Here is a 13,531-nt window from a genome sequence, read left to right on the forward strand (position 1 = left end):
GCACGCAGGAGGCGCCCGCGCAGCAGGACACCCCGGCGCAGCCAGAATCCGCGGGCGGCCGCCGGATCGAGGTGCTGGTGCCCATGCGCTGGGGTGACATGGACGCGTACGGGCACATCAACAACGTCCAGATCGTCCGGATGCTGGAGGAAGCCCGGATCGCGGCCTTCGGCCCGCCCCGGGGCGCGGGGCTGCCCGGCATCGAACCCCACGTCTCATTGTTCAACGATGTCCCGGACGGAACCATGGCCCTGGTGGTGGACCACAAGATCCGGTACGTCAGGACCCTTGAATACCGCAATGTTCCGGCCGTGGTCCTGGTGTGGATCGGGGCCGTCAAGGGGGCCAGCTTCGATATCCATTACCTGGTCCGGGATCCGGTCACCAGGGAGGACTGCGTGAAGGCGAGCAGCCACCTGGCGTTCGTGGACGAGGCCACCGGCCGGGTCCAGCGGCTCACCCCGGAACAGAAGGCACGGCTGGCTCCGTTCACGGCCTGAGCCGGACTGCGGGCGCGCAGGGTACCGCCACCCATTGCGCAGCGGTGGCCCGCACCGGAAACTGAAACCCCAACCAAGGAGCAGAGAACATGGCACAGAAAAAGACCTGGAAGGAAATGCCTCCGTCAGCCAAGGCCGGCACCATTTTGGTGGGCATCGCTCAGGTGTCACTTCTGGTGGCAGCGCAGCGGGACATCTCCAAGCGCCCTGCTGCGCTGATCAACGGTCCCAAGGCGGCGTGGCGGGCGGCGTCCTTCATCAACTTCATCGGTCCCATGGGCTACTTCATTCTCGGCCGGAAGAAGCCCGTCAAGGCCATGTAGGGAGCCAAGCGGGGACGGCCGTTCACAGTCCGTTGAGCGCCCGTCCAGCTTGACCCTGTAAATTTGAATCCATGACCCCCGCCTCCACTGCTGCCATGACCCGCGCCCTCGGCATATCAAAGGAGATTGAGGACGCAGCCTGGTTCGTTTTGGGCCCGGGGCTGCTGGGGAAACCGTCCGCCCTTGATGGCCGCACACTGACCTGGACGGCCGATGCGGCCGCTGAGCTTCTGGAACGGCTGGAACGCGGGACGCCGGACCCCAAGGCCCCCATGATGACCAACCTCCGGCAGAACCTGGAGGGGGCCTCGCGGGAAGCGAAGCAACTGGCCGTCGAACTGTTGTTCCTGCAGTCCCTCCCGCTGGCCCATGAGGTGAAGTCACTGAAGGTCAAGCGCGCCCGCGTGGCCGAGGCCGCCTCCTGGCTGGAGCCCCCGCTGGAGCTTCCGGAGGAGCTTTACGAGGGCATGACGGACCATGGTGTCATCAGGGATCGGACGGCGGAGTTCAACTGGACCATCTGGGACCACCTGAAATGGCTGTGCCGGTTTGTGCAGCACGTGGACCAGCAGCCCACGGCGTCCATCGCGGCAGCCCTGCAGGACCCGCTCGAGTTCCACCGGCTGGCGGCCGCCACACCGGGCGATCAGCCCGCCATCCGCCGCAGCATCGAGTTCCTCACCTGTCCCAGCTACTTCGAGCCCGTGGTAGCGGACGTGGAGCGGCAGGAGATCCGGGACGCCTTCGCCTCGCTGGTGGGCGGCGCGAAGGGGGACGCCGAAGAGGACGTCACCGCTGACATCCACCGCATTCGCCTTCACCTTGACGAGCAGGCCGGCCAGCGCATCGACTGGTACTCCCGCCAGCTCGTCAGCCAGTGGCGCAAGGTGGGCGACCCCGGCCGGCGGGCCTGGCTGCTGCGCACGCACAGCGACAACACCGAGCTCCTCACAGCCTGGCAGGGCGAGGAGAAGGCGACCCTCGACGTCGAACATCTCCGCCTGCTGGACCCCGGCGTTACCGCAGGGCTGGTCCAGCACGCCGTGGACGAGGACTACAAGCACCTCGGCTACGTGGAGCGGGAGGACACCAAGACTGCTGTCTTTGCCTTCCTGACGGTCATGAAGCCGGGGGACCTGGTGCTGTACCAGCACGCCGGCACCGTGAGCCTGGGGGTGGTGCTCGGGGAGCCCGAACACAACGACGACAACCGGCGCCTCCGCCGCAAGGTCCGCTGGTTCGACGAGGGACACACCACCACCAGCCTGCCGCGGCACGTCCAGCGGCAGCTGGCCACCGCCGGAATCGTCGTGGACGTTACCAAGGTGGTGCAGGCGCTGCAGGCGCTCCTGCCGGCCGAAGCGGAAACAGAGCCCGACGGCGATGCTGAAGCGGCCGCCGTCGTGCCTCCCGTCCAGGAGGGCTTCCGCCCGCTGACCCGCGAGTTCGCCGACTCGCTGCACATGGAGCTCGAGCCGCTCCAGGAGATCGCCGAGCTGCTGGAGGAGAACCGCCAGCTGGTCCTGTATGGGCCGCCGGGGACCGGCAAGACCTACCTGGCCAAGCACCTCGCCGCCGAACTGGCGGATGACACCACGGACGAGCGGGTCAAACTGGTCCAGTTCCACCCCTCCTACGCGTATGAGGACTTCTTCGAGGGATACCGCCCGGACAAGACCGACGAAGGCCAGGTCTCCTTCAAGCTGGTGGCAGGGCCGCTGCGCCGGCTCGCGGAGGAAGCGGCGAAGCCCGGCAACGAAAACAAGCCGTACTTCCTGATCATCGACGAGATGAACCGCGCCAACCTGGCCAAGGTGTTCGGCGAACTGTACTTCCTGCTGGAATACCGGGACGACCGGATCTACCTGCAGTACAGCCCCAACGAGCCGTTCACGCTGCCGGACAACCTCTACATCATCGGCACCATGAACACGGCGGACCGTTCCATCGCCATGATGGACGCCGCCATCCGCCGCCGGTTCTCCTTCATCGAGCTGCACCCGCAGACCGAGCCTGTGAAGGGCTCCCTGCTGCGGTTCCTCCAGGCCCGGCAGCTCGACCTCACGCCGGCGCTGCTGCTGGATGCCCTGAACAGTGCGATTGACGAGTGGGACCGGGACCTGATGATTGGCCCGTCCTACTTCATGAAGCCGGCCGCCCAGACCCCCGCCGGGCTCCGCCGGATCTGGAAGTACGAGCTTATGCCGCTGCTGGAGGAGCACTACCACGGCCAGCTGACCCGGGCGCAGCTGGAGGAGCGCTTCGGGCTGGACCAGCTGCTGGGACGCCTTGCGGCCCGCTGACCCCGGCACGTCTGTCCGGCACCTGGTGCTGGATGAACTGTCCCGCGGCATCGTGGAGCGGCTGGACCCGGCCAGCGCGTCCTTCCTGAATTCCAGCGGCCTGGCCAAGGCATCACCCATGGGCCTTGGGCTGTACCGGATCGAGCCGGTGGGCAAGGTGGGTTCGGTGCGCACGGCCACGGTACAGCTCGACGTGCGTCCCAAGGACCGGCTGGGGCTCAGCCGGCTCCTGTTCCTGCTCAGCTACGCCGGCGAGCAGGGCTTCCGCCCCGATTCGGTCTCAGCCGTGGAGGACCGGGAGCTGTGGAGCGCGCTGGCGGAGTCGCTGGCGCAACTGGCCGAACGTGCCCTGGGACGCGGCGTCCTGCAGGGCTATCTCACCGTGGATGAATCGCTCCGGACGGTCAAGGGACGGATCAGGATTTCGGACCAGATTTCCCGGCGGCCCGGCATGCTGGTGCCCCTGGAGGTGTCCTACGACGAGTTCACCGAGGACATTGCCGAGAACCGGATCCTGCGCGCCGCGCTGGAACGGATGGGCCAGGTGCCGCGCGTCCGCCCCGAGGTGCTGAGCCGGCTGCGCCAGCTCAAGGGAAAGCTCGACGCCGTTACGCGCCTCCCGGCAGGAGCACCGCTGCCCCGGTGGAAAGCCACCAGGATGAACGTCCGCTACCACGCGGTCCTGCGCCTGGCGGAGCTGATCCTGCGCAACGCCTCCGCGGAAGCCGGGGAGGGCAAGCAGCAGACGGCCTCGTTCGTGGTGGACATGGCCCAGGTGTTTGAGGATTTTGTGGGCACGGCGCTGCGGGAAGCGATGTCCGCCTACCCGGGCGAGCTCCGGCTCCGCTTCAATGCGCTCCTGAGCGAGGCGGTGCATGACGCTGACCGGCTGTCGGTGCGCCCGGACGCCGTCCACCTGCTCGGCGGCCGGCCGGTGGTGGTGTACAACGCCAAGTACACCGCGGCTTCGGATACCGGTGCTTCCCTGACGGCGGACCACTACCAGATGCTGGCCCACTGCACCGCGCTGGCGGTGCCCACCGCATGGCTGGTGTACGCCGGGGCGGGGGAAATGAAGCTCCGCCGCATCCTCAATACGGACATCGACATCGTGGAATTCCCGCTGGACCTGTCCAGGCCGCCGTCGGAAATCCTCGGGTCCGTCCGGGAACTCGCGCGCCAGTCCTGGGGCGAGGTGGTCCGGGTTTCAACAGGTGCCGAACACGTTACACCGGAACCCGGAACGTAAAGGTGGTCCCCTCGCCGAGGGTGCTGTCCACACCGATGGTTCCGCCATGGGCCTCGATGATCGCCTTGCTGATCGGGAGGCCGAGGCCGACGCCGGGGATGGCCGTCCGGCGGACCGTGCTGGAGCGGAAGAACTTGGCGAAAACCTCGGAGGCGTCCTCGGGGCTCATGCCCATGCCGGTGTCGGTGATCCGGCAGGCCAGATGCCCGTCCTCCTGCTCCAGGGAGACCAGCACGCTGCCGCCGTCCGGGGAGTACTTGATGGCGTTGGACACCAGGTTGTCCAGGACCTGGGAGATCCGGGCGCCGTCCACATGGGCGTCAAGGCGCTCGGGGGTCTGCGCCTGCAGCACCACTCCCGCCGCTGCCGCCCGGGGCGTGGCCGAGGAGACGCTGGACCGCACCAGCTCGGCGACATTCACGGCCTCCGGCGTGACGATCAGCTGCCCGTTGCGGCTGGACAGCAGGTCCGAGACCAGGGTCAGGAGCCGCTCGGAGTTCCGGCGGATGACCTCGAGCATCTCCCGCTGCGCCTTCGCCGGTTCGTCAGCCAGCAGGAGTTCCACGTAGCCCAGGATGGAGGTCAGCGGCGTCCGGAACTCGTGGGAGACGCTGGCGACGAACTCGTCCTTCGCCGTCAGGGCGTTCACCAGGTCCGTCACGTCGCTGAACGCGATCACCGAGCCGGCGAAAGCGCCGTCGTCGTCCTTCATGGCCCGTGCGGTGGTCACGACGGCGCGCTGGTCGCTGCCCGAACCCAGCCACACCAGGTAATCCGTAAAGGTCTCGCCCAGGACGGCGCGGCGCACCGGACGTTCCTCCACGGGAACCAGCGTTTTCCGGTCAGCCCCGAACACCAGCAACTGGGACTCGTTCGGGTCGGCTATGTCCTTGGGCCGGGCCAGTTCGTGGTTTGCCCGCTGCTTCCTGTTCATCAGGACATCGTGCCCGTCCGCATCCACCGCGAGGACGCCCAGGTGGACAGTTTCCAGGACGGCATTCAGCAATGCCTCCTGGCGCTGGCTGGTCCGAAGGTTGGCCTGCAGCTGGGCGTCCTTTTCCTCAAGTTCCTCCTGCTGCCGCATCATGCTGAGGGTCAGGACGCTCACGGACGCGCCGATTCCGAGCGCTATCACAGGAAGCAGCAAAGACCGGGCCAGGTCCTGGGGCGTAAAGTCCCCCTTCAGCAGCAGCGGAACCCAGATGATGGCCAGCGGCCCCAGGAAGGACAGCCACAGCGCGGCCCGGGGATGGTATCCGGACGCGCACAGCCAAATCACCGGGAAAACGGCCAGCAGGCTGATGCCCGCCAGGCTCTCCTGCCCGCCCTGCCGGCCCACCCCGATGGAGACAAAGTCCAGCAGCGGAATGGCCAGGAAGCTCGTGTAGGGCAGCCGCTCCCAGGGAACCACGTAGCAAAGGCCCATGATGGCCAGCTGGGAGATCACGAAGGCGGCAAAGAGCGGATTGTCCATGGTGCCCGGGAAGAAGGCCCACACCAGGAACACCGTCAACAATGTGGTGATGAACAGCGGCATCTGGCTCAGCCCCACCCGCTGGGTCAGGCTGTACTCGTGAAAGGGCCGCCGGAAGAACCTCAACTTACCCGAAGCCCACGCCACCGGGGCGGTCATGGCGTGCACACGTAGGGGAGCGGGGTGAGTGGAGCCATACCAGCAGGATATCGGCAGCCAGCTATACTTCTGACGTTGGCTGCTGAGGGGGCGCTATGAGTGATGCACGAGTGGGACTGGTCATCGAGGATGACCACGACATCCGGGAATTGGTACGCACGGTGCTGTCACAGGCCGGTTTCGAGGTGAGCGTTGCCAGCAGCGGGGCAGAAGGCGTCCTGATCGCCAAGAACCTCAGCCCGGACGTCATCACCCTGGACCTTGGGTTGCCTGACATCGACGGCTTCGAGGTTTCCCGGCAGATCCGGGAATTCTCCGATGCCTACATCGTGATGCTCACGGCCCGCACCGAGGAACTGGACACCCTGATCGGACTGGAGTCCGGGGCCGACGATTACCTCACCAAACCGTTCCGGCCGAGGGAGCTGCGTGCACGCATCGCAGCGATGATGCGCCGTCCCCGTTCCGTCCCGGACCCTGCCGACGCGCTGGCCGGGGACAACCCGGCCGATGCGGGAGCCCATCCCGAGCGCGGCAACTTCAGCCACAACGGGCTGGAGCTCAGCTACTCGTCCCGGACCGTGGTTGTTGACGGCAAGGAAATGAACCTGACCCGCACGGAATTCGAACTCCTGCACGCGCTCCTGGAAGCGGGGCGGACCGTGCGGACCAAATCGGACCTGGTGCGGCGGCTGCGGGACGAGGATTACGACGTCGGCAGTTACATCAGCGAGGCTGACGAACGGTCCGTCGAGGTGCACATGGGGAACCTGCGGAAGAAGCTGGGCGACTCGCCCCAGAAACCGCGGTGGCTGCAAACCGTCCGGGGAGTTGGCTACCGGCTCGCGCCGGAAGCGCACTGAGCCTGAAGGCGGTGCGTCGTCTGCCGGCTGCAATGGTTGATCGGCCTCAGGAAGGTGACGGCCAGCCGGGGCAGGAGGACGGCCACGTCAGCCTTGCTGGCCTCGGTACGGATTTCGCCCTCCAGTTCCATGGCCAGGCAGGCCAGCCGCTCCGCACCCACCATCTGGCTGGCGGTCTTCAGGCTTAGGACCGCGTCCACTGAACCTTCCAAGTCGCCGGTGGTCAGGGCAAGGCGGAGCCGCCCAATGCGTTGCGGCAGGAACTCGATAAAGTTCCCCACAAAGACCCTGCAGTATCCCTCATCCTCTTCGAGTTCTTCGCGGAGCCGGTCGAGAACGGACTGGTCCACCAAGGGCCGGGGGGCATCATCGGCGGCGCTCATGGCGGTCCTTTCGGCGGGTGCGGTCCATTCCTGGAGGTGGCGTCTAAGTGGGGCTCGGATGTCACATCAGGTTAGGTCTGTTGCCTTGGCGGGGCAGGTTTTCCCGAAGAGAATTGTGCGTTTCTTGATGGGACTGCAGTTGTTCCGAAGCGGCCTGGAACACGGACCTGATGTCCTACCTTTCCTGCCCGGCCGGACCGGCTTCAGGGCTGCCCTGCTGGCGCGTCGGAGCTAAGCGCGGAGGGCGCTGGCAACGGTGCCTGGTGAGGGGTCAGTGGCGGGTTTCCAGGAACTGCACCAGCTCCGCCTCGAGGGCCGAACTGTCTTTGAGCTCGCACTCCCACACCGTCAGGACGTCCCAGCCGGCCTCCTCGAGCAGGCGGCGCTGGCTGGCATCCCGGTCGCGGGTCCTGGTGCGTTTGGCGGCCCAGAATTCCGCGTTGGCCTTCGGGGCATGCTGACCGGCCCGGCATTCGTGGAAGTGCCAGAAGCAGCCGTTGATGAAGATGACTTTGCGGCGGCCGGCGAAGACCAGGTCCGGGTTTCCGGGCAGGCGGGTGCTCCCGGACCTGCCGTGCAGCCGGTACCGGTAGCCCTTGGCATGGAGGAGCCTGCGCACCAGCAGCTCGGGCTTGGTGTTCTTGCCCCGGATCCGGGACATGTTCCAGCTGCGTTGCTCAGGGGTGAGCTTGTCCGCCATGCTCAGAATCCAGGAGCTCCTAGATTTCCCGTTCGGGCTGTTCGCCGAACTGGAAGTGGCGGCCGCTGACGGACGTGGGTTCAATTTCCACGTAGAAGTCCTTCAGCGTGGGAACCCAGGTTTTCAGGCCCAGTTCCTCCACCGCCGCCAGTTCCGCGGAGTTGCTCAGCACGCGTGCCTTTCCGCGCAGCACCACGGACCATGCCTCCTCGGAGAGGATGCCGTCCGTTTCGAAGAGGACAGAGGAGTTAATGGTGAGCTGGGCAAGTTTGTTGCCCGGCGCCGTCCTCAGGTAAAGCTTCCGGGCGGAGGTGACGTAGTTGACCGGGAAGATGTCCGGTTCACCGGCAACCGATACCACGAGCCGTCCGTGCTTGGTTCCCTCCAACAGCCGCCAGGACTGCTCGTCGTCGAGTTCCAGCACGGGTTGTCCATCTGCATGTTCAAACATCATGCAGCCATTCTTCTACGTTATGTAGAAATATTCCAGAGGTTTGATGAATTTACTCCTTGTGATGAGGTGGCCGTTCCATGCCGGGAGCAGGTTGCCCGCCAGGCAAGGGGCGAGACCTGAACTTTCAGGCGGCGCCCGCACTCCGGGCAGTAGCGTGGCGGTTCCAGCTGCAGCCGCGCGGCACACACCTGGTGGAGGGCGCGGCCCGGGCGGGCGTCCGACGGCGGGGTGCCGCCGCCGTCGGACGTTGCCTTCCTGCGGAGCCCGCCGCAGAGGGCGCAGAAATTCGCGTCGGCAGGATCGTTCCGGGTGCTCATAGGGTCTTCTGGAGTTCCTTGATGGGCATGTTGAGGTCCACCAGGAGGTTGAGGTCGGCGGCTGCCGGGCGGCCCAGGGTGGTCAGGTAGTTGCCGACGATGACCGCGTTGATACCGCCCAGGAGTCCCTCGCGGGTGCCCAGGTCGCCGAGGGTCAGCTCGCGGCCGCCGGCGTACCGCAGGACCGTGCGGGGCATGGCCAGGCGGAAAGCGGCGATGGCCCGGAGGGCGTCCTTGCCGTCCATGATCTGCTGGTTTTCCAAAGGGGTTCCGGGCCTGGGATTAAGGAAGTTCAGGGGGACCTCATGCGGCTCCAACGCGGCCAGCTGGGCCGCCAGCTCGGCCCGCTGCTCAAGTGTTTCGCCCATGCCGATCAGCGCTCCGCAGCACAGTTCCATTCCGGCGTCCTTGACCATGGCGCACGTCTCCAGCCGCTCCTCGTAGCTGTGGGTGGTGACCACCTGGGGGAAGTAGCTGCGTGCTGTTTCGAGGTTGTGGTTGTAGCGGTGCACGCCCCAGCCGGCGAGCTGGTCCACCTGGCGCTGGGTGAGCATGCCGAGGGAGCAGGCGATGTTGATGTCCACTTCCTCGTTGATGCGGTCGATGGCGAACTTGATCTGGTTCATGAGCTTGATGTCCGGCCCCCGGACAGCTGCCACGATGCAGAACTCGGTGGCCCCGGTGGCCGCGGTTTCCTTGGCGGCCTTGACCAGCTCCGGGATGTCCAGCCAGACGCCGCGGACCGGGCTGTCGAAGAGTCCTGACTGGCTGCAGAAGTGGCAGTCCTCCGGGCAGCCGCCGGTCTTGATCGAGATGATGCCTTCCACCTCCACCGCCTCTCCGCAGTGCCGGAGGCGGACCTGGTGGGCAAGCTCCAGTGCGGCCGGGACTGCGTGGTCGGGAAGCCGGAGAACCTCCACCAGCTGCGCTTCCGAGAGGCCGGTTCCGCCGTCCAGGACCTGCCGCCGGGCGGTCTCGAGAATGGGGTATTCCACGTGGATTGGGTGGGTCATCATTGCAGTCCTTTGTTTTGGGTGGGGCCTCCTAGACGACGGTAATTCGGTGGCTGCTCCCCGTTTTTGTGGCAGGGCAACAATGCGGGGCGGCCGAGGTTGTTAACAGGCACGGTCAAATGCTTAACGCTGCCGAAACAATCCGGTGACCGGCCTGTCGATCTTGCTGGATAGCGTCGCATCAGGCCCTTTAGCAACGAAAGCGAAGCACATCATGAGCAACGACAAAGAAACAACGCAACTGCTGGAACCGCCGGCACCGCCCGGAGCCGCCGTCGTCGGAAGCGCGCCCGCAGCCAGACCGGCGGGCAACGCGGCGGCGCTGAACGCCACCAAGGAAAGCCTCGAGGACTACACGCTCCGGTTCGCGCCGCGCTCCTACCGGAAGTGGAGTGCCGGCGTGGTGGCCACCAGTGCTTTGGGCGGCATTGCCTACCTGGCGGACTTCTCCATCGGCGCGAACATCGGCATCGCGTACGGCACCGTCAACGCCATTTTCGGCATCCTGGTGGCCGCCGTGATCATCTTCGCCACCGGCTTCCCCTTGGCCTATTACGCGGCACGCTACAACATCGACCTGGACCTCATTACCCGCGGTTCGGGCTTCGGCTATTACGGCTCTGTGGTCACCAACGTCATCTTCGCGACGTTCACCTTCATCTTCTTTGCCCTCGAAGGCTCCATCATGGCCCAGGGCCTGGAGGTGGGACTGGGGATTCCCCAGTGGCTGGGGTACGCGGCATCCACCGTGATCATCATTCCGTTGGTGATCTACGGGATGAACACCCTGGCCAAGCTGCAGGTGTGGACCACCCCGCTGTGGCTGCTCCTCATGGTGGTGCCGGTGGGGTACCTGCTGGTCTCGCACCCGGAGAGCATCGACACCTTCTTCGCCTACACAGGGGAATCGGGCGACGGCGGCCCGAACCTTGCGTCCGTCATGCTGGCTGCCGGCGTGTGCCTGTCCCTGATGGCGCAGATTGCCGAGCAGATCGACTACCTGCGCTTCATGCCGCCGCGCACTGAAGCAAACAAGGGGGCGTGGTGGCGCGCCGTTATCCTGGCGGGGCCGGGCTGGGTGATTTTCGGGGCGGTCAAGCAGATTGTTGGCCTGTTCATTGCCATCTACCTCATCGCCACGCTGGATCCCGCAGCCTCTGCGACTGCCAACGAGCCGGTGCACCAGTTCCTGGGCGTCTACCGGGAGATGATGCCGGCCTGGCTGGCCATGACGCTCGCCGTGGTGCTGGTGGTCATCTCCCAGATCAAGATCAACGTCACCAACGCCTATTCGGGCTCCCTGGCGTGGACCAACTCGTTCACGCGAATCACCAAGACGTACCCCGGCCGCATGGTGTTCGTGGTGGTCAACCTGGCCATTGCCCTGGTCCTGATGGAAGCCAACATGTTCGACTTCCTCAACACCATCCTCGGCTTCTACGCCAACTGCGCCATGGCCTGGGTGGTCACGGTGGCGTCCGACATCGCCATCAACAAGTACCTGCTGAAGATTTCCCCCAAGGTCCCCGAATTCCGGCGGGGCATGCTGTACGCCGTGAATCCGGTGGGCTTTGTGTCGATGCTCGCCTCCGCCGGAATTTCGATTGCGGTGTTCTTTGGTGCCTTTGGCGCCGCGATCCAGCCGTTTTCGCCGATCTTTGCGGTAGGCCTTGCCCTGGTCCTTCCGCCGGTGCTGGCGCTGGCCACCCGCGGACGGTACTACCTGCGCCGCGCCGACGACGGCATCGACCTGCCGATGTTCGACGCCGACGGGAACCCGAGCGATGCCAGGCTCCTGTGCCACGTGACCGGCATCGAGTTCGAGCGCCCTGACATGGTCCGTTCCGCGAAAGACGCTGCCGACGGCGGCCCGCAGTATGTTTCTTCGCTCGCGTTGTCCACGGACAAGACAGGGGAGCTGGTGCTGCCGCCACAGAAGTAGCTATTCGCTGCAATAGGGAAAGCCGGTACCTATGTGCCGGCTTTCTTTATGACTTTTCCCCGGGCCGTTGGTGGTGGTAAAACTCGTGGCGGGGCAGCTGTGGATAAGTTTGATCGCTGAATTGTGACCTGGGCTACCCTTAAGTCATTGTCCGGAGCAAGCCGTCTTGAAACTACTGGGGGATTAGCGGCCCATGACATCACAGAACGTCCCTACGTCCTGGCGAGCCCGGTCCAGTGCCGCCGCGTTCATCGTTGCAGCGGGGCTGACACTCGCCGGCTGCGCGGGTGGCGCCCCTGCAGACCCCGGTGCGTTGTCCTCCGCGCCGGCGGGCTCGCCGACGTCCAGCCCTTCGGCCACCCCGGCCCCGACCCCCACCGCCGTGTACAAGCCGGCTGATGCATCCGGGCCGGCCCAAAACGTCCCCGTCCCCGTGCTGCCCGAGGTGGCAAAGACGGAGACGAAGGAGGGCGCTGAGGCGTTTGCGAAGTATTGGTTCAGTGTGCTGAGTTACTCCTATGAAACCGGAGAAATTACTGCATTTGAAAGCGTAGAGCCACAGTCCTGCGCAGCCTGCCAAAAAGTAAAAGAAGTCATTGTGAATTGGCACTCAGAGGGGCGATGGCTGGTAGGGGGCAGGCTCACGACCCCAGTTGCAGACACCACTTTCGTAAAGGACCAAGGGGGGAAGTACAAGGTCGCTGTTCAAGTTCACCAGGAGCCCTTGTCCTATATGCGAGCTGATGGGACCACCGCGCGGACAGATCCACAGGCGCCTGATCAGGGGAATCTGCTCTTATTAGCCTATGAGAACGGCGCCTGGTCAGTGACCGAGCTCGGAAGCATAGTTGGCTAGCCGTGTCTGGTTATCGACTGCTCCGCACTATTCTTGCAGCAGCAGTCTTCCTTCTCCTTCTTTCTCATCCGGCTCTTGCGGAGGAAGCCAGCGATCCGGAGTTCGGTGGGGAATGGAATGCCGGCCTGCAATTTAATGGCTACAAATGGGACTCGGACGCAAAGGATTTTATTCGAGCAGATCCAAATGTCCCGAATACCGACCCCAACGAGTACAAGTACGAACTCCAATGCCACCTCGGTGGGGGAGACTTCGACACGCCCTGCCTCGCGAGGCAGCTTGAGTGCAAGAACGGTCCCGGGGGTAAGGAAGGCATTCCCGTCACCTGGCTCTCCCGGCCCCGAGGTGTACCCGGCGCTGTTTGGGCTCATCACTCCGGCCCTACGTGCCTATTCGACGCCAGACCCGAGGACTTGCTGCCCAGGATCGCTGCCGACATCCAACGGCAGTTCCAAAGCCTTCCGGTCAACGCCGGGACCGTGGTGGCCCAACCGAGTCCCCACACGCTGAGGGGTGCCGAAACCAACTTCTACGCGGAGGCAGCTGAACAGCAATTCGACGTCACCATGTTCGGGCAGGAGGTGCACATTGTCGCCACCCCGGTCCAGTACACCTGGAACTACGGGGACGGCACCGTGTTCGGTCCCCAGCCGTCAATGGGCGGACCATTGCCGCAGGACCGCTGGGGCGAGAAGACCCGGACGAGCCACGCCTACGGAGCCACGGGGGACTTCCAGGTAGTGCTGACCACCACCTTCCAGGGAACGTACTCGGTCAACGCCGGGCCGCCCCTGCCGATTCCCGGCCAGGGCCAGTTCAACGCTCCTGCCCAGACCATCAGCGTGTGGCGCTCGCTCACCCGAAACTACGCCGACGACTGCAACGCCAATCCCCAGGGCCAGGGCTGCCCGGGCGCGCCGCGGTAGGGGGTCAGCAAGGCAAGCGTTGCCCGCGAACCTGCTGTGATTCCCATCGCAACCGGAATAGCCGCAGGT

13 protein-coding genes are annotated in these 13,531 nt (G+C 65.3%); 8 read left to right on the plus strand and 5 right to left on the minus strand.

Going from position 1 to position 13,531, the window contains the following annotated elements; all coding sequences use genetic code 11:
* Positions 1–83: 83 nt before the first annotated feature.
* The 4 genes from ACQ3DC_RS09665 to ACQ3DC_RS09680 all read left to right on the plus strand — a co-directional run bounded on the left by ACQ3DC_RS09665 (position 84) and on the right by ACQ3DC_RS09680 (position 4,375).
* Positions 84–500 (plus strand): acyl-CoA thioesterase, encoded by a 417-nt coding sequence (locus tag ACQ3DC_RS09665; protein WP_430752174.1) that lies wholly within the window; start codon positions 84–86, stop codon positions 498–500.
* Positions 501–589: 89 nt separating this feature from the next.
* The gene (locus ACQ3DC_RS09670; protein ID WP_430752092.1) at positions 590–823 is read left to right on the plus strand and encodes a hypothetical protein; all 234 of its coding nucleotides are present in this window, start codon (positions 590–592) and stop codon (positions 821–823) included.
* A gap of 71 nt (positions 824–894) precedes the next feature.
* Positions 895–3,126, plus strand: coding sequence for an McrB family protein (locus ACQ3DC_RS09675; RefSeq protein WP_321215450.1), 2,232 nt, complete (start codon positions 895–897; stop codon positions 3,124–3,126).
* Positions 3,113–4,375 (plus strand): 5-methylcytosine restriction system specificity protein McrC, encoded by a 1,263-nt coding sequence (locus ACQ3DC_RS09680; RefSeq protein WP_430752093.1) that lies wholly within the window; start codon positions 3,113–3,115, stop codon positions 4,373–4,375. Before ACQ3DC_RS09675 ends, ACQ3DC_RS09680 begins: the two co-directional genes overlap by 14 nt.
* Here ACQ3DC_RS09680 and ACQ3DC_RS09685 read toward each other — a convergent pair.
* On the minus strand, positions 4,353–6,008 hold the full coding sequence (locus tag ACQ3DC_RS09685; RefSeq protein WP_421092179.1) for a sensor histidine kinase: 1,656 nt from the start codon (positions 6,006–6,008) through the stop codon (positions 4,353–4,355). The genes ACQ3DC_RS09680 and ACQ3DC_RS09685 overlap by 23 nt on opposite strands.
* A gap of 95 nt (positions 6,009–6,103) precedes the next feature.
* On the opposite strand from ACQ3DC_RS09685, the gene ACQ3DC_RS09690 reads away from it, so the two are divergent.
* Positions 6,104–6,871 carry a response regulator transcription factor gene (locus ACQ3DC_RS09690; RefSeq protein ID WP_157238985.1) on the plus strand — a complete coding sequence of 256 codons (768 nt, stop codon included), beginning with the start codon at positions 6,104–6,106 and terminating at the stop codon, positions 6,869–6,871.
* On the opposite strand, the gene ACQ3DC_RS09695 is transcribed toward ACQ3DC_RS09690, so the two are convergent.
* From ACQ3DC_RS09695 to bioB, 4 genes are all read right to left on the minus strand, one after another.
* Complete coding sequence (locus ACQ3DC_RS09695) at positions 6,844–7,254, minus strand: Hpt domain-containing protein (RefSeq protein WP_430752094.1); 411 nt, start codon at positions 7,252–7,254, stop codon at positions 6,844–6,846. The two genes, ACQ3DC_RS09690 and ACQ3DC_RS09695, sit on opposite strands and share 28 nt — an antisense overlap.
* A 271-nt stretch (positions 7,255–7,525) precedes the next feature.
* Positions 7,526–7,954: a very short patch repair endonuclease gene (locus ACQ3DC_RS09700; protein WP_430752095.1), complete on the minus strand. Its 429-nt coding sequence runs from the start codon at positions 7,952–7,954 to the stop codon at positions 7,526–7,528.
* A gap of 19 nt (positions 7,955–7,973) precedes the next feature.
* Positions 7,974–8,408, minus strand: a complete 435-nt coding sequence (locus tag ACQ3DC_RS09705) for a pyridoxamine 5'-phosphate oxidase family protein (protein ID WP_157238983.1) — start codon at positions 8,406–8,408, stop codon at positions 7,974–7,976.
* Positions 8,409–8,721: 313 nt separating this feature from the next.
* The gene (gene bioB / locus ACQ3DC_RS09710; RefSeq protein WP_430752096.1) at positions 8,722–9,741 is read right to left on the minus strand and encodes a biotin synthase BioB; all 1,020 of its coding nucleotides are present in this window, start codon (positions 9,739–9,741) and stop codon (positions 8,722–8,724) included.
* Between the two features lie 211 nt (positions 9,742–9,952).
* Here bioB and ACQ3DC_RS09715 point away from each other — a divergent pair, with 211 nt between their 5' ends.
* The 3 genes from ACQ3DC_RS09715 (at position 9,953) to ACQ3DC_RS09725 (ending at position 13,462) form a co-directional block, all read left to right on the plus strand.
* A complete protein-coding gene (locus ACQ3DC_RS09715; protein ID WP_430752097.1) occupies positions 9,953–11,680 on the plus strand; it encodes a purine-cytosine permease family protein in 1,728 nt (575 codons plus the stop codon).
* A gap of 193 nt (positions 11,681–11,873) precedes the next feature.
* Positions 11,874–12,536, plus strand: a complete 663-nt coding sequence (locus ACQ3DC_RS09720) for a DUF6318 family protein (RefSeq protein ID WP_430752098.1) — start codon at positions 11,874–11,876, stop codon at positions 12,534–12,536.
* 413 nt (positions 12,537–12,949) lie between these two features.
* The gene (locus ACQ3DC_RS09725) at positions 12,950–13,462 is read left to right on the plus strand and encodes a hypothetical protein (RefSeq protein ID WP_321215458.1); all 513 of its coding nucleotides are present in this window, start codon (positions 12,950–12,952) and stop codon (positions 13,460–13,462) included.
* Positions 13,463–13,531 lie beyond the last annotated feature (69 nt).

It is taken from the genome of Paenarthrobacter sp. NEAU-H11 (assembly GCF_050573415.1).
GTDB lineage: Bacteria > Actinomycetota > Actinomycetes > Actinomycetales > Micrococcaceae > Arthrobacter.

Bases quoted from the DNA above. Each gene is read 5' to 3' on its own strand.
- ACQ3DC_RS09665 (WP_430752174.1), top strand. From the start codon at position 84: ATGCGCTGGGGTGACATGGACGCGTACGGGCACATCAACAACGTCCAG.
- ACQ3DC_RS09670 (WP_430752092.1), top strand. From the start codon at position 590: ATGGCACAGAAAAAGACCTGGAAGGAAATGCCTCCGTCAGCCAAGGCC.
- ACQ3DC_RS09675 (WP_321215450.1), top strand. From the start codon at position 895: ATGACCCCCGCCTCCACTGCTGCCATGACCCGCGCCCTCGGCATATCA.
- ACQ3DC_RS09685 (WP_421092179.1), bottom strand. From the start codon at position 6,008: ATGACCGCCCCGGTGGCGTGGGCTTCGGGTAAGTTGAGGTTCTTCCGG.
- ACQ3DC_RS09690 (WP_157238985.1), top strand. From the start codon at position 6,104: ATGAGTGATGCACGAGTGGGACTGGTCATCGAGGATGACCACGACATC.
- ACQ3DC_RS09695 (WP_430752094.1), bottom strand. From the start codon at position 7,254: ATGAGCGCCGCCGATGATGCCCCCCGGCCCTTGGTGGACCAGTCCGTT.
- ACQ3DC_RS09700 (WP_430752095.1), bottom strand. From the start codon at position 7,954: ATGGCGGACAAGCTCACCCCTGAGCAACGCAGCTGGAACATGTCCCGG.
- ACQ3DC_RS09705 (WP_157238983.1), bottom strand. From the start codon at position 8,408: ATGATGTTTGAACATGCAGATGGACAACCCGTGCTGGAACTCGACGAC.
- bioB (WP_430752096.1), bottom strand. From the start codon at position 9,741: ATGATGACCCACCCAATCCACGTGGAATACCCCATTCTCGAGACCGCC.
- ACQ3DC_RS09715 (WP_430752097.1), top strand. From the start codon at position 9,953: ATGAGCAACGACAAAGAAACAACGCAACTGCTGGAACCGCCGGCACCG.
- ACQ3DC_RS09720 (WP_430752098.1), top strand. From the start codon at position 11,874: ATGACATCACAGAACGTCCCTACGTCCTGGCGAGCCCGGTCCAGTGCC.